The following is a 22,445-nucleotide window of genomic DNA, read 5'->3' as shown; positions in this document are numbered from 1 at the left end:
CTTAATTAAGGATTTTACAGTTTATTTTGTCAAATTTTACTTCGATCATAACATCAATAACACATCTTCGCTAACGCTACTGATACATCCATTGCTTAAAATTCGCTTCGCTCATATCGCCAACGATACATCTTTGCTACCGCTACAGATGTATCCGTTGCTTAAAATTCGCTTTTAACATAACTCAAATGATATATCATTATAATAAAAAATGGAGTATTTTAAAACAAGTATTTATCTTAAAATATCTCCATCTCAATTTATTTTCTATTGAGCTTTCCTTTAACTTTCTCTAAAATTATATTAACTTCATCTACTTTAAGTATTATTATACTTGTACCGTAAACTATTGCACCTATTCCTACTGATAGCGCTAAAGTTATGACCTCTTTTATAAATCCACTACCTAGTATATTAGCTATAGTATTATATGCAAATAAAGTTACTACTGCCATTATAATTCCTGAAATCAAGGACTTAATCATACCCAGTGCTATTGACTTACCACCAAAACTACCTATTTTTCTTCTTAAGCTTATAAATAATAATGCTATAGTAAATAGTGCTGATATACTAGTTGCAAATGCAAGTCCTGCAAGTTGCATATTAGTATATTTAACAAATAATATATTAAGTGTTATATTTAAAACCATTGCTATCACTCCATTTATCATAGGAGTTCTAGTATCCTGTAATGAGTAAAATACTTTCCCTAATATATCTCTAAGACCATATCCAATCATACCAATTGAATAGAATATAAGGGCAACAGCTGTCATCTGAGTTGCTCTAGCATCAAATTCACCTCTTTGGAATAACAATTTTACAATTGGATTTGCAAGTATTATCGCTCCAATAGATATTGGTATAACTAATAACGTAACAGTATTTACAGATGTTATTATTGATTTATTAAACTTTTCTTTATTGTTTTCAGTTGATAACTTTGACAGCATAGGGTATACAACAGATGATATAGAAACTATAAACATACCCATAACAAATTGATTTAACTTTGTAGCATAGTTCAATGCAGATATACTACCTTCAACTAATGTAGATGCTATAGTTCTATCTACTATAGTATTTATTTGATTAACTGCAACTCCTATTAAAACTGGAGCTATAAGCCAAAGCATTCTCTTAAGATGTTCATCTTTAACGTCTATGTACAGCTTATATCTATACCCTTTTTTTATTGCAAATGGAAGTTGAAATAAAAATTGAAGTGATAATCCAATTAAAGTACCCCAAGGCAATAAATAAGGACTTATTTTCACACTTACAATTATTGATATAATTATAAGAATATTGTACGGAACTGACATAAAACCTGGTATTATAAAGTTTTCTTTTACTTGTAGGTATGCCATCATTATATAGCTCATTCCTAAAAATGCTAATCCTAATATCATTACTCTTGTAAAATAAATTGCTAATCTAAGTGTTTCACCTTCAAATCCAACAGCAAACATTTTTACTATTTGTGGCGTAAATATTGCTCCTATTGCTGAAAGAACTAGACATATAATTACAACAATATTAAATACATTATTTGTAAACTTATTAGATGCTTGCTCTCCTTTATTTGCATTTACTTCACAATAAAGTGGAATAAATGCAGTTCCTAGAGATGTACCTATAGCAGTGAATATTACTGCTGGTATATTCATAGCCACTAAAAATGCATCACTAACTCCTGATGCTCCATATGCTGAAGCTAGGGCTAATTCTCTACCAAAGCCTAGAATCTTAGCAACTAAAGTTGCCGCCATTAATCCTACAGCTGCCTTTGCTACTCTTGACATGATTTCTCTCTCCTATACTTTATTAACTCTTATTTATTTGATTATTCTCTATTTTAATATAATGTATAACAGTTTATAAAATAAAAGTTATATATATCCATTTTATATTTTATAGATTAACTCAACCTTAATTAAAGATTAAAATTTTAACTAAAAATTACTTTTCTTCAATGTTACCTTTATGTTTTTTACTTAATTTTTTTATGTCCTCTAATTCTAAATATGCTATAAGATTTTGTGATGTATTGTCTATATCATTTGATATATCAAATAGATTTCCTACAAAAGCATTCCCTAATATGTCATATGTTAAATCTTCTATACTTTTATTTTGTTTATCTTTATTCTTCATAACTATTACCTCCTCTTATTTTGAGCATGTATATATTATTAGCAATAGTCATGGTTATTACTCCAATATATATTTTCATAAAATTTAGCATACAAAAAAAGACATCATAATAATGACGCCTTTTGTAGTGTTTATTATAAATTATTATCTTTCACACTCTTGATTTGCAACTGTACAAGAAGTTTTGCAAGCTGATTGGCAAGAAGTTTGACATTCACCACATCCACCTTTTGCAGCACTTTCCTTTAAAGTAGCACTAGATAAAGTTTTTACATGTTTCTTTTCCATCTTTAAATACCTCCTACTCAAAAGTTTCTTAAATGATTATATCATATAATTTTCCAAATGTGGAATATTATTTAAAATTTACACCTAAAACTCCACCAATGCCACCAGCTAGAGATACTAACAATACTTTGTATAATATATCCATTTCAAATACAAAACTATCCTTTGCTAAAAATACTATTAATGTAAGGCATACTATGTACATGAGGCCAACTAACAGACCGTATATAAGGCCTTTTTCTTTTATGTTCTTTGATGCATAAAATCCTCCAAATGCTGATGATGCAGTAGTTATTGCAGATGATGCCATAGCTATAGAATTTCCTGATAAACTAGTAAATGTAAGGGCTAAGTTATATATTAATAGAGTTGCTAGTGTTAATATATATGAATATCCTAAGCCCTTTAGAATGTAATTTGTTTTCTCCATAAAAAATACCTCCCCTCGAATATATACTCGTTAATATATATTCAAGAAAAGGTACAAACATTACTATTTATTATGCTTCTTTAGATTCAACCTTACCTATAGCCCATTTTTCAAATGGTACTTTAGTTCTATTTGGCCCTATTTCTAATATTACAGCATTTTCTTCAACCTTAGCAACGTGAGCTATTATACCACCTATAGTAGTAACCTTATCTCCTACGTTTAAGTTTTCTCTCATTTCTTTTAATTCTTTATCTTTTTTCTTTTGTGGTCTTATTAGTAAGAAATAAAATACTCCAAATACTACAACCCACATAAGTAATCCCATGATCATCTGTTGTGTTTGCGGACTCATCTTTTTCACTCCTTCAAAGTTTAAAAATTATTTATATATATTAAATATTATATATTAAAATTATTCTAATTAATAGTACATTTTAATTTATTTTGTGTATCCATATGCCTTGAAGAATTCTTCTTTGAAGTCTAATAATCTATCTTCCATTATCGCTTCTCTTACTTGCTTCATTAAGTTTAATAAGAAGTGTAAATTGTGAGTAGTTATTAATCTTGATGCTAATATTTCGTTAGCCTTAACTAAATGTCTTATATATGCTCTTGTGTAATTTTTACAACAGTAGCAATCACAGTTTGGATCTAATGGCCCAAAGTCTCTTGCATATTTTGCATTTCTAACAACTACTTTACCAACACTAGTCATAGCTGTACCATTTCTAGCTATACGAGTAGGTAATACACAGTCAAACATATCTATTCCTCTTATAACACCTTCTAGTAAGTCATCAGGGCTACCAACACCCATTAGGTATCTTGGCTTATCTTCTGGCATTAAAGGTACTGTATAATCTAATACTTCATACATTAATTCTTTTGGTTCTCCGACACTTAAACCACCAACTGCATAACCTGGTAAATCAAGTTCTAATATTTCTTTAGCAGATTGTTCTCTTAAGTCTTTATACATTCCACCTTGGATTATACCAAATAAAGCTTGTTTTTCTGTATTTTTATGAGCTTCTTTACATCTTTTTAACCATCTTGTAGTTCTTTCTAAAGAGTTTTTAACATATTCTCTATCAGCAGGATATGGAGCACATTCGTCAAATGCCATCATTATATCTGAACCTAAAGCATTTTGTATTTCCATAGCTTTTTCAGGACTTATAAAGTGTTTTGATCCATCTATATGAGATCTAAAGTGAACACCTTCTTCTGTTATTTTTCTAAGTGGACCTAAGCTAAATACTTGGAATCCTCCACTATCTGTAAGTATTGGTCTATCCCAATTCATAAACTTGTGTAATCCACCAGCTTCCTTAACTAAATCGTGACCTGGTCTCATATATAAATGATATGTGTTACTTAATATTATTTGTGAACCTATTTCTTTAAGTTCTTCTGGTGTCATTGATTTTACTGTTGCTTGAGTTCCAACAGGCATAAATATAGGTGTTTCTATAACACCATGTGGAGTATGAAGTCTTCCAAGTCTTGCCCCACTTTGTTTACATGTTTTTATAAGTTCGTATCTTATTGCACTCATGTTTTTGTCTCCTTAATGTAGTCTTTTGTTTATCTATATTAAAATTTATATATTTACTGTATCTAAAGTTTTGTCATCTTATATAGGGTCCTTAGCATCTATAATATCATCGTCATCGCTGTCATAATGTATACTAGTTATGTTCATATTACTATTGTCTTTTGTTAACAAATATTTTCTAATTGTAAATAATCCAGCTATTGCAATTACACCTAATAATACTTCTAACATACCTCCACTTTTTGGAAGTAATAACATCTTTCTTGCTATTGCATACAATAAGACTTCTATTATTGTACCTGGTATATGCAAAGATAACATAACCACGAACTCTATAGCTATAACTAAAAGAAGTATTTGTGCTAGTATATCATTTAATTGACTATATGCAACAGGAGTATGATATTCAACGATATATGCAGTCCATATCATTCTTAGGACATCTATCGTTCCCAAAAATACTGCTATTAAAACTACCATGGCTAATATTGATTCAAATATATACGCTACTCTTAGTGATATATTACTTTTATCTATATTTTTCATAGTTCCCCCTATATATTCTCTATTTAACTATTTTACAATCATAGCATCTCCAAAACTAAAGAATCTATATCTTTCTTTTACAGCCGTTTCATAAGCATTTAGTACATTCTCTTTGCTAGAAAGTGCACTTACTAACATAATTAATGTTGATTCTGGTAAATGGAAATTAGTTATAAGTTTATCTACCATTTTAAATTTGTATCCTGGGTAAATAAATATATTAGTCCAACCACTAGTTTCTTCTATTATACCCTCTTCATTAGTTGCTGATTCTACTGTTCTACAACTAGTTGTTCCTACACAAACTACGTTATGTCCATTTTTCTTAGCATTATTTATCTTTTGTGCAGCTTCTTTATCTACCATATAATATTCTGAATGCATTTCATGTTCTAATACATCATCAACCTTAACTGGTCTAAAAGTTCCAAGTCCAACATGAAGGGTTACAAATGCTATATCTACACCCTTATCCTTTATTTGTTGAAGTAATTCTTCAGTAAAATGAAGACCTGCTGTCGGTGCTGCTGCCGAACCATTATGCTTAGAATAAACAGTTTGGTATCTTTCTCTTTCTTCTAATCTTTCTGTTATATATGGAGGTAGAGGCATATTTCCAAGTTCATCTAAAACTTCCTCAAATATTCCTTCATAATGGAATTTAATTATTCTAGAACCTTCTTCAGCTAAACCTACTACTTCTCCTATAAGTTTTCCATTTCCAAAAGAAAACTTAGTTCCTATTTTAGCTCTTTTACCTGGTTTTACTAATGCTTGCCAAGTATCCTCTTCTGTTCTTTTTAGTAATAAGAATTCTATCTTACCACCTGTATCTACTTTTTCACCTATAAGTCTTGCCGGTATTACTCTAGTGTTATTAAGAACTAGGCAATCCCCAGGATTTAAATAATCTATTACATTTTTAAATGTTTTATGTTCAATTTCTCCAGTTTCTTTATCTAGTACCATTAATTTAGAACTTGATCTATCTAATATAGGTACTTGAGCAATTAGCTCTTCTGGTAAGTCAAAATAAAAGTCGCTTGTTTTCAATTTAAACTTCCTTTCCAAAATTTTATACAGTTACCATAATAACAAAAAAAGTATATTTTTTCTATACACCTATTAAATATATGTTATGTGTATTTTTAGAAATTATATCTATTTATGTTATTATACACACATTAAGGTAACCTAAAAATTATCGTATCATTTTCTATGTCTATTCTTTATTTAGTAGGATAAGGCATTTTAAGATGCTCATATGCTAGTGGCATAGCTATTCTTCCTCTTGGACCTCTATTTATAAATCCTAACTGAAGTAAGTATGGTTCATAAACATCTTCTATAGTATTTCTATCTTCTCCTATAGATGCCGCTAATGTATCAAGTCCAACAGGACCTCCTCTAAACTTTTGGATTATAGTCATTAGAAGCTTCTCATCTACATAGTCAAGTCCTAGACTATCTACACCTAATAACTCTAATGCTTTGTTTGCAACATCATCAGTTATATTACCATCTGCTCTAACTTGAGCGTAATCTCTTACTCTTTTTAAAAGTCTATTTGCTATTCTTGGTGTACCCCTTGAACGTCTTGCTATTTCAGTTGCTCCACCTATTTGTATTTCTGCTCCTAAAATTTCTGATGATCTTACTACTATTTTTGCTAATTCATCAACTGTATAATAATCTAGTTTACATATAACTCCAAATCTATCTCTAAGTGGATTTGTAAGCATACCAGCTCTAGTTGTTGCACCTATTAATGTAAACTTAGGTAAGTCAAGTCTTATACTTCTTGCCGATGGCCCTTTTCCTATTATTATATCTAAACAAAAATCTTCCATAGCAGAATATAAAACTTCTTCTACACTTCTATTTATACGATGTATTTCATCTATAAATAACACATCATTTTCATTTAAATTTGTAAGTATTGCTGCTAAGTCTCCAGCACGCTCTATAGCTGGCCCTGATGTTATTCTTAAATTTACACCCATCTCATTAGCTATTATACTTGCTAAAGTTGTTTTACCAAGACCTGGTGGTCCATATAAAAGAACATGATCAAGTTGTTCATTTCTACTTTTTGCAGCTTCTATAAATATCTTAAGTTGCTCTTTTGCTTTTTCTTGACCTAAATAATCGTCTAAAGATTTTGGTCTTAAACTATTTTCAACATCTATATCTTCATTTTTCATTGTTGATGTTATTATTCTATCTTCATCTTGAAAATCAAACATTAACACTCATCTCCTTTCTATCTTAAGGATTTACTCATTATATAAGTTAAAGATTTCTTTATTATATCTTCTGTATTTAGCCCATCCTTTTTACACTTGTCAACGGCTTCCTTAGCTTCTGCTGATGAATATCCAAGTGCCACTAATGCATCTACTGCTTCATCTTTAGATACAGCTATTGGTTCACTTGAAAGTAATGTCGGTTCAAACTCAACATTATTTTTATCTACTTTATCTTTTAATTCAAGTACTATTCTCTCTGCTGTCTTTTTACCTACACCTGGAGCTTTAGAAAGTTTAGCTACATCTTCACTTAATATATATGCCCCAAGTTGCCCTGGTGATGCAAATGATAATATGGATAAACCTACTTTAGGCCCTATTTTTGATACTGAAGTTAAAAGTTCAAACATCTTCATCTCTTCTTTAGTTGCAAATCCACAAAGGCTCATATCATCTTCTCTTACTATTAATTTAGTATAAATTTTTGCCATATTTCCTAAATGTAAATCTTTTATAGTATTACTAGATACATTTATTTTATATCCTATATTGTTATTATCTATTACTATATAATCTAAGTTAATTTCTTCTACTGTTCCTTTTATATAACTATACATAACTTCCCCCTATATTCTTTAGAGTTTTTTCTAACTTATTAGCATGTGCGTGACAAATTGCAACCGCCAAAGCATCTGCCACATCATCTGGTTTTGGTACTTTTTTTAGATTTAAAAATGATGTAACCATTTGTTGTACTTGAGCTTTTTGTGCTCTTCCATATCCAACTACACCTTGTTTTACTTGTAGTGGTGTATATTCATAAACAGGTTTATTATTATGAGCACAAGCAAGCATAGTAACACCTCTTGCTTGAGCTACTGTGATTGCTGTTTTTACATTTTTATTAAAGAATAGTTCTTCTATACCGACTTCGTCTATATTGTAATTTTTTATAAGCATATCTATTCCCTTGTAAACAAGTTCTAATCTTTTTAATATATCCATACCTGCAGGAGTAGTTACTGCGCCATAATCTATTACTCTAAATTTACTATTTTTATATTCTATTATTCCATATCCAACTATTGCTATCCCTGGATCTATGCCTAGTATTATCAAACTGTCCGCTTCCTCCTAAAAAATTTCATTTTATCTATATCCATAATGATATATATACTTTACAAAATATGCAAAACTTATGTTCTAATACATTATATCATAAGTTTTTGTATACACAAAAAAACAACCTTATATATTAGGTTGTTTTTATTAACTTCCAAAGCTCTCAAGTCTTGAATATGCATCATCTTGAGTATCAACTACTACTCCTTTTTGAATTTCTTCTTGAACTGACTGTGGTAAGGAATCTAATTTAATCTCTGTATTTTCTATTAACTCTCTATTTCCATTTATATCATATTTATAAAGTCCTATAAATCCATTTTCTACTTCTAAAGAATATTTATTACTTCTTGATGTGTCCTTTAAAGGAGCTTTTTCCGATAATACTATTTGATGTTGTGTTATACTATCAATCTCTTTATCTGGATATTGCTCAGATAAATATGTTCGTATTTCTTCTTTAGTTTTATCAAGTAATTCTTTTGGAGCAAATCCTATCATATTAGGCTCTGAGTCTATTAAACTTCCTTCTTCACTACGTTTATATAACCAAATTTCACAATTTTCACTTAATCCAAATGAATCTTTAGTTTCTTCATTTTCTTCATTTATAGTTTCATTATTAAATGCTGGTTTCTCTTCTACTTTTCTAGTTTTTACTCCTATATAAATACCTCCACTTAGTACTAATATCCCTGTTAGTATTAATATAGGTATCTTCCATTGGAAGGGCTCTTTTCTCTCGAACATATATATAACCTCCTTATATCAAATATTGTTGCCATACCTTATTTTTTTATACATTTTATCCAAATATTACTATTTTTATTTTATCGTTCCATTATTAATAATCTGTACATATTATTAGGTATATTTTTAATATAATTTAGTGGGGGTGATAATTTGAGTTCATATATTCGAGTAATTTATGATAGATTAGATTTTATTGAGTTTAAACAAAACTTAATTCTTTTAAAACAACCTCAGCATAAAGCATCTGTATTTTATAAACTTACTTTAGATGATTTCCTTAAAATAAGGGACTTAACACTTAATTTTGAAAATCAAATCAAATCAGGAGCACGAACATCAATTTCAGATTATGAAAGTGAACTTTTTGAAATATGTCCACTAGTAAAAACTTATCCATCAGCATCTACATTAATAGCAAAAGTACTCATGAGTGAAGATGTGTTTAATTCTCTTTTCTCTTCTTCAAATTAAACTTTTTATAAAGAGGAACAGTATTATACTTTCCTCTGTTTTTATATAAATATATTTTTTTATTTATTTGCTATATTTTTATTTAAATATGTCCATACTCCTTATAGATTAAAATATTTATTGGGAGGTAATTTATATGTCTAGTATAAACTGTAACGTAAATAACTGCGGTCATAACGATGGTGGTATGTGCTATGCTAGTAAAATTTCTATAAACGGTAAGAAATCTCGTACAAGCACTCATACTTGTTGTAATACTTTTGTAGAGGAATCAAATGGAAGTTTTACTAATAGTGCTGATAATTCTAGCAATAATACATTCATTGGATGTAATGTAAAAACTTGTGTTAATAATGCTGGAACAGTATGTGTTCTTAGTAATATAGGTGTAACTACATCTGCTCCAAGAACTAACGCAGCATCAGAAACTTATTGTTCTAGCTTTAAATGTAAATAGTACATAACTTGCTTGAATACACAATAAATCTTCAAGCAAATTTTAAATATTATTAATTTTAATCCACTGATAAAAATAATTTTTCTATTAAAAAAGTATCTCTAAGAAATTTCTTAGAGATACTTTTTATTTATTATTAATAACATTTACTACATGGTGTTCTTTGACTTTCTTTTATTGTTCCTGATATAGGTGACTTCATTCCTGAACAGTTTGGATCACTATGATATTTTTTTCCTGATTTAGTCCAGTATACAACATCAGACTTGTTATTTTCTATATTTTCACTTTCATTTGAATTGTTATTATAACTGTTTATATTTTCATTTTTAATAGATGAAGTATTACTTTCTATTTTTACAGTGTTCTCAGTTTTATTATATTTAGAGTTAGCACCTGTGTTATAACTTCCTTTTTTACAATCTACTTCTAATCCATTTCCAGTTGATGTAAATACTATATCTCCACACTCATCACTTCTATGTACCTCTATACCTTTTTCTTTAAGTATATCCATAGTTTCTTTATGAGGATGACCATATTTATTATCTTCACCAACTAATATAACTGCATATTCAGGATTAATTTTATCTATAAATGGCTTTGATGAGCTACTATGGGAACCATGATGTCCAACTTTTAATAAATCTACATCTCTTATATTTAGTTTTTGTTCTATTTCTTTTTCTGCATCTCCCATTAATAATATCTTATCATTTCCATTAGTATATAAAAGTACTATAGAGTTATTATTTGGATCATTAGTATTAGCTACTGATAACACTTCAAATGTAGAGCCTGCTAAATCAAATTTACTCCCTAATAATGGAACACTTGGGTATAATCCTTTGTTTGCAGCCTCATTTATAAAATCCCTATAACTTTTAGTGTCTGCTTCTCCATTACTTACATATAAGTTATTTATTTTTATTTCTTTTGCAACTCTATCTAATCCACCTATATGATCTGCATGTGGGTGTGTTGCAAATACATATTCTAACTCAGATATACCTTGTTTTTTATGTATGATGAAACTAAGGCTTCATCGTCATTATCGCCACCATCTATAAGTGCTGCTTTATTATCTTTTATTATTAATATAGCATCTGAGTTTCCTGTATCTATAAAGTGAATTTCTGCATTTGATGATAACTTTTCCACTTGAGATGTTAAATTACCGTTATCATCTTTACTTTCATTACTATTTTGATTACTCTTGTCTTCACTCTGAACTTGGTTACTATAATCTTTTATCGCTTGTGGATTCTCATTTTTTATATTGTCTGCTTTACAGCCTATTTTAGTGTATCCTAAAACACATATAATAAACATCATTACTATGCTTTTTAATGCCTTATTCATAATCTTTCTCCCTTTTAAAATTTACTAAACTCTAGTATTAAAAATATTATATTTTTATACATAAAAAAGATACATTTTTATATATAAAAATGTATCTTAATAATATTTATTATTCAGCTATTTCCCAGTTATGATAAACATTTTGAACATCGTCATCGTCTTCTAACATGTCAACTAACTTATTCATCATTTTTAATTGAGTTTCGTCAGTTAATTCTGTAGTAGTTTGAGGTATTAACTTAACATCTGCAGATATGAATTCATATCCCTTAGCTTGTAATTCATCTCTAACTGCTGCAAAATCTTCTGGTGCAGTAACTACTTCATATCCATCTTCTTCTGTTATGAAATCTTCTGCTCCTGCTTCTAACGCTGCTTCCATTAATTCATCTTCTGATACATCGTCGCTAGCTTCTATTAATATTTGTCCTTTGTTATCGAACATGAATGATACACATCCACTAGTTCCTAAGTTACCACCATTTTTATCGAAGTAGTATCTTACATTACCAGCAGTTCTATTTTTATTATCAGTTAAAGTTTCAACTATAACAGCAACTCCACCTGGTCCGTATCCTTCATAAACTATTGTTTCATAGTTTTCGTTAGCTCCAGCTCCAGCACCTTTTGCTATTGCTCTGTCTATATTATCATTTGGCATGTTATCAGCTTTAGCTTTTTCTATAGCTGTTTTTAATGCTGCATTGTAATCCGGATTTCCTCCACCTTCTTTAGCTGCAACTGCTATAGCTCTAGCATGCTTAGTGAATATTTTAGCTCTTTTAGCATCTTGTTTACCTTTTTTGTTTATTATGTTTCCTATACGTCCCATAAATTCCACTCCTTAATACGTATAATTAATTCATATATCTTAGGGTTATTATTTACATATTTACCCATATTATTAATTAATCTTTAGATATTTTATCTTTCCATTGTAAATTTTAGCATAAATATTTATTTTAGTAAATTAGAACTTAGGTGGTGCCGCTGCTGTATGTCTTTTGTGCTCACTTATTCTATGCAATCTTGCTATTATATCTTGATCTTTTTGTGGAACCTCATCTAGTCTTCCTTCAAGTACCGCGTCTATCATATCATAAGTTGTTCCCATTTCTATTTCATCAGTTTGACCTTCCCAAAGTCCAGCAGATGGTGCTTTATTTATTACATCATCATGAACTCCAAGTTCTTTAGCCCATTCATACACCTCTCGTTTTGTAAGGTTTGCCAAAGGTATTAAATCAACTCCACCATCACCATGTTTAGTAAAATATCCTGTATGTATTTCAGCTGCATTATCTGTTCCTACTACTAAATACCCTAAATTATTAGCTACTGTATAAACAGTACTCATTCTAACTCTTGCTCTTAAATTTGCATCTGTCATCTTTAAATTATCTTCTTTATATAAATTTTTATTCTTTAATTTAGATGTTACTTGTTCAAGTATCATACTTTGCTCAGAAGTAAGATCTAAATCAATATAATCTATGTTACATCCATTTATAACTTTAAGTGCATCTTCTCTATCCTTTGGATTACTTTTTATACTCATAATAACTCCCATAGAATTTTTTGGGAATGCTTTTTTTATTAAATACGCAACTACTGCTGAATCTATCCCACCTGATACTCCAACTACAAGACCATTACAATTTGCTTCTTTAACTTTTCCTCTTAGCCACTCAACTATTTGGTCTATTTTAAAATTTATTTCACTCATGTCCTTCTCCTCTCTTGATTAAAAAATATCAATAATTATATTATATCATAATCTATTTTTTAATTTTATTATATAATTAGTGTCTTTAATGTGTTTTATTTATATAATCTTTTACATTTATATATTATAAATGATATAATCTATGTAAATCTACTACATTCACCCAAATAAATTTAAATAGCTTTAAAATTAAAGAGGAGGATATGAATGTATATACACAAGTACCAAGAAAAAGAATTGCATAAAGAACAAAAACTCAAAATATTATTTATATTTCCACTAACATTTATGATTTTAGGAATACTATTTTCATATTTTGATGGTGAAACAAACCTAACATTATCATCTGGATTAAAAAATATTTTGATTTCACCATCCATATTAATTACAGATTTCCTATCTGTTGGTGGAATCGGTCCTACTTTTGTTAATGTTGCCTTAATTAGTTTTTATAATCTATATTTATTAAAAAAATATAAATTAAGAATCAATGGACTTATCTTAGCTGCTTTTATGACAGTTATGGGATTTTCATTTTTTGGAAAAAATATATTTAACATTATCCCAATATATATGGGAGGTTATTTATATAGTTATCATAAAAAAATAGATTTTAAAGATATAATAGTATCAATTATGTTTGCTACAGCTCTTGCACCTGTAATTAGTGAAATTAGTTTTTCCAATATGTTACCAAGTAAAATAGCTATTTTATTAGGTATTGGTGTTGGTATATTTATAGGATTTATAATTACACCCCTAGCATCTCATATGGTAAAGTTTTATGATGGTTATAATATTTATAACCTTGGATTCACAGCAGGTATATTAGGTACTATACTAACAAGTGCTCTTAAAAGCCTTGATATTAAAATAGAATCTGTAAATATTTTATATTTAGAAAATAATCTATTTTTAATATTAACATTGGTAGCAATGTTTATTTACTTGATTTGCATAGGTATTTCAGTAAATAAAAATACTTTAAATGAATATAAACATATCTTCAACTATAGTGGAAGAGTAGTTACAGATTACACTTTTTTAATGGGATATGGAGTAACTTTCTTTAATATGGGTCTTATGGGTTTACTTTCACTATCATTTGTACTTTTAATAGGTGGTGTAGTAAATGGCCCTGTAATAGCAGGTATATTTACAGTTGTCGGATTTAGCGCCTTCGGAAAGCATATAAAGAACTGTTTGCCTGTTGTATTAGGTGTAATAGTAACAGCATTATTTTTAGGACGTGATATATCATCAACAGGAGTTATTATAACTGTATTATTTTCAACAACTTTAGCTCCTATAGCTGGGGTATATGGTTATAAAATAGGATTTATCGCTGGAATATTACATTTCCTTTTAGCAACAAATGTTGGTATAATACACGGTGGGGTAAATTTATATAATAATGGATTTGCAGGTGGACTAGTTGCAGGTTTCTTATTACCTATACTCGACGCATTTGTAAAAAGGAGGTAGCTTAATTGCAAAACGAAGTAAAAAAGATAACAAGATTAGTTGATGAAGTGACATCTTTATTAATGAGAAGCGGATCAAATGATATAAATGTTCGTATAAAAAGAGATTCAGAATTATCAACTATAACTATAATAGATTATAATTCAGCTTATCCAGATGATGAAATTTCATCTCTTAATGATGTTTTAAATATTCAAAGACAATGTGAAGTTGAAGAATTCTATTGGGAATTAATGGGTGATGATTCCCATGAAGATGAATTATTCTTAGTAGGTTCCATGGTCGATAAAGCTACAGTAAATAAAATTGATAAAGATTTACATATAGTTATGTATCGATGCTTAACAAAATGTAAGAAGTAAATTATATTGGTCCAAGTATAATAACTATATAAAAATAAAAAGGTTAACTTCTATACGGAGTTAACTTTTTTATTCAAAATTTATAACTCACCTTCACCAATAGAAAATTTTTTACACTTGTATTTTTAGTTATATCTATAATTTGTTTTATAACTTATTCACTACATAATATCAAATCAACTGATTCACTCATATATAGTCTCTCTAATACTATATAATCAGCATATTTTTCACATTTAAATTATATTGCTTATTAATTGATTCCTGTACAAATTTTATGATTAATTATATAAATATATTTTCATATTTATGCAAACACTATTAGAAGAAGGTGATTAAATTGAAAAATAAATATTTTAACTTTAATATTAAAAACTCTATAATAGGTCTTTTTACAGGTTTCGTTAATGGAATATTCGGATCTGGTGGAGGTACTTTACTTGTACCTATACTAAATAATATAGTCAAAATAGAAGAACATAAATCTCATGCCACAGCTCTCGCTATAATAGTATTTTTAACTAGTGCTAGCTCAGTAATTTACATTTCAAAAGGTACATATGATATTTCATTAACTTTAAAAGTTGCTATCGGTAGTATTATTGGAGGCATTTTAGGTGCTAAGCTTTTATCAAAGGTAACTGGAAAATTTCTTAGAGTTACATTTGGTACAATAATGATAATCGCAGCTATAAGGATGGTGTTTTAATGTTTTTAACTATATTAGGATTTCTCTCAGGTATTATTGGTGGTATGGGAATGGGTGGTGGAACAATATTGATTCCAGCGTTAATACTATTTGCACATATCGATCCTAAAATAGCACAAAGTGTAAATTTACTTTCCTCTATACCTATGACTATATTTGCTTTAATAATACATATAAAAAATAAAAATGTTGTATTTTCATTAGTTATACCAATAGCTCTATTTGGTATTTTAGGCGCAATATGCGGCTCTTTTGTAGCTAATTACTTGTCTTCTGAAACTTTAAGAAAAGTTTTTGGCGTATTTTTATTAATAGTTGGTTGTATAGAAATTAAGAAAGGATTTTGCAACCATAAGAAAGAAAAATGTGGTAAATAATAAACAGAATTTGAAATGTTTATACAATAAAAACTAAAATATACTTTAATACGTACATTTTAGTTTTTATTGTATATTCCTTATTAAAAATATGATTTTTACTTTTCTTATATTATGATGTTACTTAAATATACATAATAAATATAATTTTTAGGATATATTATAATTTTCTAATAACTAAAAATAAGTCATTTCTAATTTATTTTATAATATTATATTTCCATTTTGCTCTGATAAATAAAATTCTTCACCTAGTTTTATTTCAGCTGTAGCACTAGTTATATCAATTATTTTATCAGTTAAAACTTTCACTTCTTCTAATCTTGAATATACTATTATTTCTACATTGTCTTCATATATTGTATCTTTAACAAAATAATTCATATTCATTATTTCATTTTGTACTTTTCCAAGTTGATTATAATCTATTTTAATTCTAACTTCTTTGTACATTACTTTTTCTATTACTTTTGCAGCATCTATTCCTATTTTAGCACCCTTAGTATATGCTCTAACTAATCCTCCAGCACCTAACTTAACTCCACCAAAGTATCTCGTTACAACAACTACAACATCTCTTAAATCCTCTTTTTTTATCACTTCTAAAGTTGGAATCCCTGCTGTTCCTTGTGGTTCACCATCATCACTATATCTTTGTATATTCATAGTTTTTCCAACAGTATATGCCCATACATTATGAGTTGCATCTTTATGTTTTTTCTTTATTTCATTTACAAATTCAATAGCCTCTTCTTCTGTTTTTATAGGTTTTGCATATCCAATAAAAGTAGATTTTTCTATTATAATTTCATCCATTCCAAACTCATGTAGTGTTTTATATGTACTCATTTGTATCCTCCAACTTATCTAAATAAACTTCTATTGTTATTATATCCAATATATTTTTTAGGTACAACTTTAAATGAAGTTCTATTCTTCTTAACTATATATCAATTAAATACTTCATTTCTCCAACAGTATATTCTTGCTCAAAGCAATTATTATATTTTAAGTTATCCACATCATATATATTTTATAATATCTTAGTATATAAAAAAAGAAAGGAAATCTCCTTTCTTCTTTATTAATATATTAATTTGTAGCCAATCCATCTTCGATATTATTTTTTCTTAGCTCTTTATATTTCTTATATGAAATATCAACTAAAGACTTTTCTTGACTATGAGTTAACATATTTATAGCTTCTTTAACTTTATAAAAACCACCATCAGTAAATTCATCCTTTAATACATAATTATTGCTATCAGTTTGCATTATATACCATGTAATGGCATTACATACTTCTTGTTGTCTACTTCTTGAAAAAAACTGATACATTGTATTACCCGCAGTTTCTAAAATACTAGCCTCTACTCCTGTTTCATCTTTAACCCTTGAAACTGCACTAGAATGTTTTAATTCATCTTGATGTATTTTTCCTTTTGGTAAAGTCCATTCTCCTCTATCATTCTTAACAAGTAACACCTTATTAGCATAAAATACTACTCCACCTGCACAATATCTTACTATCATTTAAACCCCTCCTATTAACCATCTTTTTGGATTTAAGAAATTTACGATTTATCTGATTTTAGTTGTACTATAATTTTCAATCGCTACACCTGACATATTTTCTAAGATGTTACTAGAAGAATTTATGTATTTCTTAATACTTATAAATTCTCTTCGCTCTCTAGCTCTCAAGTTAAGCGAATTTTAATGTTAACTTCTGGAGATGCACTATAAATATCTTATTTACTGAATTATATGTTAAATAAAGTTAAATATGTTAAATATCTTCTTCCAATATACTGATTGCTTCTTCATATGCTCTTAGTACATATTCTTTTTCGAAATTTTTCTTATTTCTTAGCTGTTTTAACATTTTTAAGCTATTTTTATTACCTATTTTTGCAAGAGCTTTAGCGCAGTATTGCCTTGTTTGAGGATTACTATCATAAAGCCCTCTTTGTAAATATTCTCTACTACTTGGAGATTCTATTTTTCTAAGAGCTGAATATGTTATTCTCCTTACATCAGAGTGTCTATGGCTTGTAAGAGGATGTAATAATGCTAAAAATCTATCATCCTTTAATTCACCAGTAGCCCATATTAATATCATTAAGTCCTCTGCATTTTTTTCCGTAATTATTCTTTTATATAACTTTCTTTTAAAATCTAGCATTCTTTCTTCATTTAAACTATCCATAAATTTTAGTCTGTCATTTTTATTAAGAACTAAAAATTTATCTATAACATCTTTAGATAATTCTACTTTATCCTTAAGCATAGATTTTATTTCTAACTTAGCCTTTATTAATTGATCATTTACTTGAGACGTTGATAGATTTCTTATTTTACTGATTTGAGATACCGTCCTAGATTCTTTATATAGAAGATATGTTATATAGTGATCTTCTAATTTGTCTATATTATCCCAACTTATATTCATAATACTCCCTACTTTTCTAAAATATACTCTTTATATATATTATAGTCTTCTTCTTCTAAATTTACATCTAGTGTTATTCCACTTTCTATATATTCAAAGTTTTCTATATTATATTTATTCTTTAGCCTACTAAATATATCTCCTCTTTCATAAGGTAGCATTAAAGTTACAGCATAAGTATTCTTCATTATATTATCTTGTATAATTTCTATTAACTTATCCATATTTATACCTTTTTTAGCAGATATATATACTATATCATCATGATTTTTAGGATAAATATCTAACTCTAATCTGTCTATCTTATTGTACACAAGTATAGTTGGCTTAGTATCTGCACCTAATTCCTTAAGAACTTTTTCTGTTGTGCTCTTTTGTAATTCATAATTTGAATTTGTTGCATCTATAACATGTAAAATTAAATCTGCATATTGAACTTCTTCTAAAGTTGCTTTAAATGCCTCTACTAAATCATGAGGAAGCTTACTTACAAATCCAACTGTATCTACAACTAAAAATTCTTTTTTATTAGGTAATAAAGCTTTTCTTAAAGTTACATCAAGAGTTGCAAATAGCATATCTTTTGCCATTACTTCTTTTTCTACATCATAATCTTTATGAGTCTTTATAAGTTCATTTAATAAAGTTGATTTACCTGCATTTGTGTAACCAACAAGTGCTACTATAGGTATACTAGACTTTAAACGTTGAACCCTTTGAGTCTCTCTTATCTTTTTAACTTCTCTAAGTTCACGTCTTATATCAGCTGCTTTGTTAAGTATATTTCTTTTATCTATTTCAAGCTTTTGTTCCCCTGGACCTCTAGTACCTATACCTGCTCCAGTTCTACTCATTTGACCGCCCATTCCATATAATCTAGGTAATCTATAATTTAATTGAGCTAATTCTACTTGTAGTTTCCCTTCTTTACTAAGCGCTCTTTGAGCAAATATATCAAGAATTAGTGTCGTTCTATCTATAACTTTTATTCCTACTACTTCTTCTATATTTCTTATATGAGCTCCTGATAACTCATCATTAAAAATAACTACTGTAGCTCCTAATGAATCACTATACGCCTTTATTTCTTCTACTTTTCCTTTTCCTACATAAAATGCAGCATCTCTAGATTGTCTATTTTGAATTAAACTTCCTACAACCTCTGCTCCTGCAGCTTTTGCTAGTTCTTTTAATTCTTCCATTGATTCATTTATATCTATATCATCAATTTTTCTTGCTGTAGATGTGATATTAAGCCCTACAAGCAAGGCTTTTTCCTTTTTTTCTTCCATAAGTAACACCTCGTTCATAGATTTATATAATATTTTAGTATAGTATTATACTTTTATTTTTCTTATTATACCATTAATGTTAATATTTAGTATAATCATATTAATACTGTAAAACTAAGGAGATAATAATATGAGTGATAATTATAAATTTTTTAACCATAAAGAATGTGAATTTTTTCCTTGTCATAAAACTAATAATCCTGATGAATTTAACTGCTTATTTTGCTACTGTCCGTTATATACCTTAGGTAAAAATTGCGGTGGTAATTTTAAATATACAGACAAAGGTATAAAAAACTGTTCTGATTGTTTATTACCTCATAATAAAAATAATTATGATTATATTATGAGTAAATTCCAAGATATTATTAAGATTACTAAAATTAATGATTAATATATTTTTTAAAAAGAGAGCAGTTTACTGCTCTCTTTTTAAAAATCTATATATTAAGTAATTAGTTAAACTAGCTATAATTATAAGAATCAAAATCATAAGACCTGCATGAAAGAAAAATTCTTCAGGTAAAATATTTATTACAGGATCTAAGTTTGGATCAAGTATCCAATAATCATTATTAAACATAATTTTATGAAATAGTACAAAACTACCTTCAAAGTTTACAACTATAGGCAACATTAATATTAAGGGTATTACTATTAGTGCTTTAGATGTAGTTTTCAAAAATTCAATATTTTTATTTAATATATTTATTACTAATCCTATTATGGAAAGTACTAGTGATATCTTAAATATCTTATTTAAAATTTGAAATATATTTCTAACTTCTTCGAAGTGAATTTTACCATTCTCTGAAGATTTTATACTTGGCAATTCAAATTCTTTATTATCTTTATCCAAATTATAATCGATCATATAATCATAGTTCTTTTTTATATCTTCTTTAGACAATCCCGACAAAACAGGTATATTTAAATACTCTATATCAAAATAATAAAGTTGCTTAAATCCTACCGTGAATTTGATTATTGTGCTTATAATTAATACACTAAAAATAACTGAGAATATTACATTAATAATTTTTTTCATATGTTAAATACTCCACGGTATCTTATTATACTATTTTAGTCGTAAAGTCCTCTATATTCCATACATCATCTACTATATCCATATAAAACTCTGGCTCATGGCATACTAAAAGTACAGTTCCCTTAAATTCTTTTATAGCCTTTTTAAGCTCATCTTTTGCCTCTACATCTAAGTGGTTTGTAGGTTCATCTAGAACTAGTAAGTTTATATCTTTTAACATTATCTTACATAACCTTACCTTAGCTGCTTCTCCACCACTTAAAACTCTCATTTGGCTTGTTATATGTTCATTTGTAAGACCACATTTAGCAAGGCTTTGTCTAACTTCAAAGTTTGTAAGCCCTGGGAATTCTGCCCATACTTCATCCATTGGAGTATTATAGTTATCTCTTGAGCTTTCTTGTTCGAAATAACCAACTTCTAAATAATCTCCATGTTTTACTTCTCCATCAAATGGCTTTATTATTCCAAGTAATGTTTTTAACAATGTTGATTTTCCTATACCATTCATACCTTTTAAAGCTATCTTTTGATTTCTTTCTAATATGAAGTTTAAAGGCTTAGTTAAAGCTTCATTATAACCTAAAACTAAGTCATTTGTTTCAAATACAAATCTACTTGGAGTTCTAGCTTCCTTAAAACCAAAAGTAGGCTTTATCTTCTCTTTTGGTCTTTCTAAAATCTCCATCTTATCTAATTGCTTTTGTCTACTGTTCGCCATCCCACGAGTAGCAACTCTAGCTTTATTTCTAGCTATAAAATCTTCTAGTCTTTTTCTTTCTTCAACTTGTTTATCATATGCTTGTTCTTCTTGACGTTTCTTTATTTCATTAAGTCTTACAAACTCATCATAGTTTCCTTTATATCTGTTTAATTCTCCATTTTCCATATGGTATATTACATTACAAGTATTATTTATAAATGGTATATCATGTGATACTAATATAAAACTATTTTCATATTCTTGAAGATATCTTGTTAACCAAGTTATATGTTCTTCATCTAAATAGTTAGTAGGCTCATCTAATATTAATATTGTAGGATTTTCTAGTAATAATTTAGTAAGAAGAACTTTCGTTCTTTGACCTCCACTTAAATCAGTTACATCCCTATCTAATCCTATTTCTCCAAGACCCAATCCATTTGCTATTTCCTGAATTTTAGCATCTATCATGTAGAATCCACTATTTTCTAAAATTGTTTGTATTTCTGCTGTTTCTTCCATAAGTTTAGCCATTTCATCATCATTAGCTTCACCCATTTTATCATACATAGATAACATCTCTTGCTCTAAATCAAACATTGATTTAAATGCATCTCTTAATATATCTCTTATAGTCTTTCCTTTTTCAAGAACTGTATGTTGGTCTAAGTAACCTACACTAACTCTTGATGACCACTTTATATTCCCTGCATCTGGCATAAGTTTTTTTGTTATTATATTTAAAAAAGTTGATTTACCTTCTCCATTTGCTCCGACTAACGCTATATGTTCACCTTTTCTAAGTCTAAATGAAACATTTTCTAGTATAGTTCTAGCTCCGAAGCCATGACTTACATTTTCTACTACTAGCATCTTGACACCTCTTCAT

General features: G+C 28.3%; 29 protein-coding genes. 7 read left to right on the top strand and 22 right to left on the bottom strand.

The features are described from left to right. Window positions 1-260: 260 nt before the first annotated feature. The 12 genes from murJ to BN7997_RS03370 all read right to left on the bottom strand — a co-directional run bounded on the left by murJ (window position 261) and on the right by BN7997_RS03370 (window position 9,109). Window positions 261-1,808, bottom strand: a complete 1,548-nt coding sequence (murJ, locus tag BN7997_RS03425) for a murein biosynthesis integral membrane protein MurJ (RefSeq protein ID WP_071119482.1) — start codon at window positions 1,806-1,808, stop codon at window positions 261-263. Between the two features lie 157 nt (window positions 1,809-1,965). Next, window positions 1,966-2,160 (bottom strand): hypothetical protein, encoded by a 195-nt coding sequence (locus BN7997_RS03420; RefSeq protein ID WP_071119481.1) that lies wholly within the window; start codon window positions 2,158-2,160, stop codon window positions 1,966-1,968. Between the two features lie 144 nt (window positions 2,161-2,304). After that, window positions 2,305-2,448, bottom strand: a complete 144-nt coding sequence (gene scfA / locus BN7997_RS03415) for a six-cysteine ranthipeptide SCIFF (RefSeq protein ID WP_071119480.1) — start codon at window positions 2,446-2,448, stop codon at window positions 2,305-2,307. A gap of 67 nt (window positions 2,449-2,515) precedes the next feature. Beyond that, a complete protein-coding gene (locus BN7997_RS03410; RefSeq protein ID WP_071119479.1) occupies window positions 2,516-2,878 on the bottom strand; it encodes a TIGR04086 family membrane protein in 363 nt (120 codons plus the stop codon). A gap of 70 nt (window positions 2,879-2,948) precedes the next feature. After that, window positions 2,949-3,233: a preprotein translocase subunit YajC gene (yajC, locus tag BN7997_RS03405; protein WP_071119478.1), complete on the bottom strand. Its 285-nt coding sequence runs from the start codon at window positions 3,231-3,233 to the stop codon at window positions 2,949-2,951. Window positions 3,234-3,320: 87 nt separating this feature from the next. After that, window positions 3,321-4,442, bottom strand: coding sequence for a tRNA guanosine(34) transglycosylase Tgt (gene tgt, locus BN7997_RS03400; RefSeq protein WP_071119477.1), 1,122 nt, complete (start codon window positions 4,440-4,442; stop codon window positions 3,321-3,323). Between the two features lie 78 nt (window positions 4,443-4,520). Continuing rightward, window positions 4,521-4,988, bottom strand: coding sequence for a phosphate-starvation-inducible PsiE family protein (locus BN7997_RS03395; protein WP_071119476.1), 468 nt, complete (start codon window positions 4,986-4,988; stop codon window positions 4,521-4,523). Between the two features lie 27 nt (window positions 4,989-5,015). Then, window positions 5,016-6,041 (bottom strand): tRNA preQ1(34) S-adenosylmethionine ribosyltransferase-isomerase QueA, encoded by a 1,026-nt coding sequence (gene queA, locus BN7997_RS03390; protein WP_071119475.1) that lies wholly within the window; start codon window positions 6,039-6,041, stop codon window positions 5,016-5,018. 176 nt (window positions 6,042-6,217) lie between these two features. Continuing rightward, entirely contained in the window at window positions 6,218-7,234 is a 1,017-nt protein-coding gene (gene ruvB / locus BN7997_RS03385; RefSeq protein ID WP_071119474.1) for a Holliday junction branch migration DNA helicase RuvB, read from the bottom strand. Between the two features lie 17 nt (window positions 7,235-7,251). After that, window positions 7,252-7,854 carry a Holliday junction branch migration protein RuvA gene (gene ruvA / locus BN7997_RS03380; RefSeq protein ID WP_071119473.1) on the bottom strand — a complete coding sequence of 201 codons (603 nt, stop codon included), beginning with the start codon at window positions 7,852-7,854 and terminating at the stop codon, window positions 7,252-7,254. Further along, window positions 7,847-8,356, bottom strand: coding sequence for a crossover junction endodeoxyribonuclease RuvC (gene ruvC / locus BN7997_RS03375; RefSeq protein WP_071119472.1), 510 nt, complete (start codon window positions 8,354-8,356; stop codon window positions 7,847-7,849). The genes ruvA and ruvC overlap by 8 nt, the downstream gene beginning before the upstream one ends. Window positions 8,357-8,506: 150 nt before the next feature. Then, complete coding sequence (locus tag BN7997_RS03370) at window positions 8,507-9,109, bottom strand: hypothetical protein (RefSeq protein WP_071119471.1); 603 nt, start codon at window positions 9,107-9,109, stop codon at window positions 8,507-8,509. Between the two features lie 153 nt (window positions 9,110-9,262). On the opposite strand from BN7997_RS03370, the gene BN7997_RS03365 reads away from it, so the two are divergent. Next, window positions 9,263-9,583, top strand: a complete 321-nt coding sequence (locus BN7997_RS03365; protein WP_071119470.1) for a hypothetical protein — start codon at window positions 9,263-9,265, stop codon at window positions 9,581-9,583. A 136-nt stretch (window positions 9,584-9,719) separates the two neighbouring features. Continuing rightward, on the top strand, window positions 9,720-10,040 hold the full coding sequence (locus BN7997_RS03360) for a DUF1540 domain-containing protein (protein WP_071119469.1): 321 nt from the start codon (window positions 9,720-9,722) through the stop codon (window positions 10,038-10,040). Window positions 10,041-10,176: 136 nt separating this feature from the next. Here the strand turns inward: BN7997_RS03360 and BN7997_RS03355 are convergent, their stop codons facing one another. The 4 genes from BN7997_RS03355 to nadE all read right to left on the bottom strand — a co-directional run bounded on the left by BN7997_RS03355 (window position 10,177) and on the right by nadE (window position 13,128). Beyond that, window positions 10,177-11,001 carry a ComEC/Rec2 family competence protein gene (locus BN7997_RS03355; RefSeq protein WP_242873426.1) on the bottom strand — a complete coding sequence of 275 codons (825 nt, stop codon included), beginning with the start codon at window positions 10,999-11,001 and terminating at the stop codon, window positions 10,177-10,179. Between the two features lie 35 nt (window positions 11,002-11,036). Next, the gene (locus tag BN7997_RS03350; protein WP_071119467.1) at window positions 11,037-11,402 is read right to left on the bottom strand and encodes an MBL fold metallo-hydrolase; all 366 of its coding nucleotides are present in this window, start codon (window positions 11,400-11,402) and stop codon (window positions 11,037-11,039) included. Between the two features lie 109 nt (window positions 11,403-11,511). After that, a complete protein-coding gene (locus BN7997_RS03345; protein ID WP_071119466.1) occupies window positions 11,512-12,234 on the bottom strand; it encodes a YebC/PmpR family DNA-binding transcriptional regulator in 723 nt (240 codons plus the stop codon). A gap of 138 nt (window positions 12,235-12,372) precedes the next feature. After that, entirely contained in the window at window positions 12,373-13,128 is a 756-nt protein-coding gene (gene nadE / locus BN7997_RS03340; protein WP_071119465.1) for an NAD(+) synthase, read from the bottom strand. Between the two features lie 207 nt (window positions 13,129-13,335). Here nadE and BN7997_RS03335 point away from each other — a divergent pair, with 207 nt between their 5' ends. The 4 genes from BN7997_RS03335 (at window position 13,336) to BN7997_RS03320 (ending at window position 16,061) form a co-directional block, all read left to right on the top strand. Beyond that, complete coding sequence (locus tag BN7997_RS03335) at window positions 13,336-14,613, top strand: DUF1576 domain-containing protein (protein WP_071119464.1); 1,278 nt, start codon at window positions 13,336-13,338, stop codon at window positions 14,611-14,613. A 5-nt stretch (window positions 14,614-14,618) separates the two neighbouring features. Next, the gene (locus BN7997_RS03330; RefSeq protein ID WP_071119463.1) at window positions 14,619-14,975 is read left to right on the top strand and encodes a hypothetical protein; all 357 of its coding nucleotides are present in this window, start codon (window positions 14,619-14,621) and stop codon (window positions 14,973-14,975) included. Between the two features lie 331 nt (window positions 14,976-15,306). Beyond that, window positions 15,307-15,684, top strand: a complete 378-nt coding sequence (locus tag BN7997_RS03325) for a sulfite exporter TauE/SafE family protein (RefSeq protein WP_143023156.1) — start codon at window positions 15,307-15,309, stop codon at window positions 15,682-15,684. Then, window positions 15,684-16,061, top strand: coding sequence for a sulfite exporter TauE/SafE family protein (locus tag BN7997_RS03320; protein ID WP_071119461.1), 378 nt, complete (start codon window positions 15,684-15,686; stop codon window positions 16,059-16,061). Before BN7997_RS03325 ends, BN7997_RS03320 begins: the two co-directional genes overlap by 1 nt. A 204-nt stretch (window positions 16,062-16,265) precedes the next feature. Here BN7997_RS03320 and BN7997_RS03315 read toward each other — a convergent pair whose 3' ends face one another. The 4 genes from BN7997_RS03315 to hflX all read right to left on the bottom strand — a co-directional run bounded on the left by BN7997_RS03315 (window position 16,266) and on the right by hflX (window position 19,805). Continuing rightward, a complete protein-coding gene (locus BN7997_RS03315; RefSeq protein WP_071119460.1) occupies window positions 16,266-16,910 on the bottom strand; it encodes a YigZ family protein in 645 nt (214 codons plus the stop codon). Window positions 16,911-17,153: 243 nt separating this feature from the next. Then, entirely contained in the window at window positions 17,154-17,594 is a 441-nt protein-coding gene (locus tag BN7997_RS03310; RefSeq protein WP_071119459.1) for an NUDIX hydrolase, read from the bottom strand. A 256-nt stretch (window positions 17,595-17,850) separates the two neighbouring features. Next, complete coding sequence (locus BN7997_RS03305) at window positions 17,851-18,513, bottom strand: HEAT repeat domain-containing protein (RefSeq protein WP_071119458.1); 663 nt, start codon at window positions 18,511-18,513, stop codon at window positions 17,851-17,853. A gap of 8 nt (window positions 18,514-18,521) precedes the next feature. Further along, the gene (hflX, locus tag BN7997_RS03300; RefSeq protein ID WP_143023155.1) at window positions 18,522-19,805 is read right to left on the bottom strand and encodes a GTPase HflX; all 1,284 of its coding nucleotides are present in this window, start codon (window positions 19,803-19,805) and stop codon (window positions 18,522-18,524) included. Window positions 19,806-19,935: 130 nt separating this feature from the next. Here hflX and BN7997_RS03295 point away from each other — a divergent pair, with 130 nt between their 5' ends. Continuing rightward, window positions 19,936-20,199, top strand: coding sequence for a cysteine-rich small domain-containing protein (locus BN7997_RS03295; RefSeq protein ID WP_071119456.1), 264 nt, complete (start codon window positions 19,936-19,938; stop codon window positions 20,197-20,199). Window positions 20,200-20,223: 24 nt separating this feature from the next. On the opposite strand, the gene BN7997_RS03290 is transcribed toward BN7997_RS03295, so the two are convergent. Beyond that, a complete protein-coding gene (locus tag BN7997_RS03290) occupies window positions 20,224-20,853 on the bottom strand; it encodes a TIGR01906 family membrane protein (protein ID WP_071119455.1) in 630 nt (209 codons plus the stop codon). 25 nt (window positions 20,854-20,878) lie between these two features. After that, window positions 20,879-22,429 carry an ABC-F family ATP-binding cassette domain-containing protein gene (locus BN7997_RS03285; RefSeq protein WP_071119454.1) on the bottom strand — a complete coding sequence of 517 codons (1,551 nt, stop codon included), beginning with the start codon at window positions 22,427-22,429 and terminating at the stop codon, window positions 20,879-20,881. Between the last annotated feature and the right edge of the window lie 16 nt (window positions 22,430-22,445).

The sequence above is a fragment of the Romboutsia timonensis genome (genome assembly GCF_900106845.1).
Lineage (GTDB): Bacteria > Bacillota > Clostridia > Peptostreptococcales > Peptostreptococcaceae > Romboutsia > Romboutsia timonensis.
Note: the sequence above shows the minus strand (reverse complement) of the source record. Positions and strands in the feature narration are given on the sequence as shown.

What these genes read in the sequence shown, in the direction of transcription:
- BN7997_RS03335 (WP_071119464.1), top strand. Translation starts at nt 13,336, where the DNA reads ATGTATATACACAAGTACCAAGAAAAAGAATTGCATAAAGAACAAAAA.
- BN7997_RS03370 (WP_071119471.1), bottom strand. Translation starts at nt 9,109, where the DNA reads ATGTTCGAGAGAAAAGAGCCCTTCCAATGGAAGATACCTATATTAATA.
- BN7997_RS03320 (WP_071119461.1), top strand. Translation starts at nt 15,684, where the DNA reads ATGTTTTTAACTATATTAGGATTTCTCTCAGGTATTATTGGTGGTATG.
- BN7997_RS03285 (WP_071119454.1), bottom strand. Translation starts at nt 22,429, where the DNA reads ATGCTAGTAGTAGAAAATGTAAGTCATGGCTTCGGAGCTAGAACTATA.
- BN7997_RS03295 (WP_071119456.1), top strand. Translation starts at nt 19,936, where the DNA reads ATGAGTGATAATTATAAATTTTTTAACCATAAAGAATGTGAATTTTTT.
- BN7997_RS03290 (WP_071119455.1), bottom strand. Translation starts at nt 20,853, where the DNA reads ATGAAAAAAATTATTAATGTAATATTCTCAGTTATTTTTAGTGTATTA.
- yajC (WP_071119478.1), bottom strand. Translation starts at nt 3,233, where the DNA reads ATGAGTCCGCAAACACAACAGATGATCATGGGATTACTTATGTGGGTT.
- BN7997_RS03315 (WP_071119460.1), bottom strand. Translation starts at nt 16,910, where the DNA reads ATGAGTACATATAAAACACTACATGAGTTTGGAATGGATGAAATTATA.
- ruvA (WP_071119473.1), bottom strand. Translation starts at nt 7,854, where the DNA reads ATGTATAGTTATATAAAAGGAACAGTAGAAGAAATTAACTTAGATTAT.
- BN7997_RS03395 (WP_071119476.1), bottom strand. Translation starts at nt 4,988, where the DNA reads ATGAAAAATATAGATAAAAGTAATATATCACTAAGAGTAGCGTATATA.
- BN7997_RS03420 (WP_071119481.1), bottom strand. Translation starts at nt 2,160, where the DNA reads ATGAAGAATAAAGATAAACAAAATAAAAGTATAGAAGATTTAACATAT.
- BN7997_RS03345 (WP_071119466.1), bottom strand. Translation starts at nt 12,234, where the DNA reads ATGGGACGTATAGGAAACATAATAAACAAAAAAGGTAAACAAGATGCT.
- tgt (WP_071119477.1), bottom strand. Translation starts at nt 4,442, where the DNA reads ATGAGTGCAATAAGATACGAACTTATAAAAACATGTAAACAAAGTGGG.
- nadE (WP_071119465.1), bottom strand. Translation starts at nt 13,128, where the DNA reads ATGAGTGAAATAAATTTTAAAATAGACCAAATAGTTGAGTGGCTAAGA.
- murJ (WP_071119482.1), bottom strand. Translation starts at nt 1,808, where the DNA reads ATGTCAAGAGTAGCAAAGGCAGCTGTAGGATTAATGGCGGCAACTTTA.
- BN7997_RS03410 (WP_071119479.1), bottom strand. Translation starts at nt 2,878, where the DNA reads ATGGAGAAAACAAATTACATTCTAAAGGGCTTAGGATATTCATATATA.
- hflX (WP_143023155.1), bottom strand. Translation starts at nt 19,805, where the DNA reads ATGGAAGAAAAAAAGGAAAAAGCCTTGCTTGTAGGGCTTAATATCACA.
- ruvB (WP_071119474.1), bottom strand. Translation starts at nt 7,234, where the DNA reads ATGTTTGATTTTCAAGATGAAGATAGAATAATAACATCAACAATGAAA.
- BN7997_RS03350 (WP_071119467.1), bottom strand. Translation starts at nt 11,402, where the DNA reads ATGAATAAGGCATTAAAAAGCATAGTAATGATGTTTATTATATGTGTT.
- BN7997_RS03360 (WP_071119469.1), top strand. Translation starts at nt 9,720, where the DNA reads ATGTCTAGTATAAACTGTAACGTAAATAACTGCGGTCATAACGATGGT.
- scfA (WP_071119480.1), bottom strand. Translation starts at nt 2,448, where the DNA reads ATGGAAAAGAAACATGTAAAAACTTTATCTAGTGCTACTTTAAAGGAA.
- BN7997_RS03310 (WP_071119459.1), bottom strand. Translation starts at nt 17,594, where the DNA reads ATGATAGTAAGATATTGTGCAGGTGGAGTAGTATTTTATGCTAATAAG.
- BN7997_RS03305 (WP_071119458.1), bottom strand. Translation starts at nt 18,513, where the DNA reads ATGAATATAAGTTGGGATAATATAGACAAATTAGAAGATCACTATATA.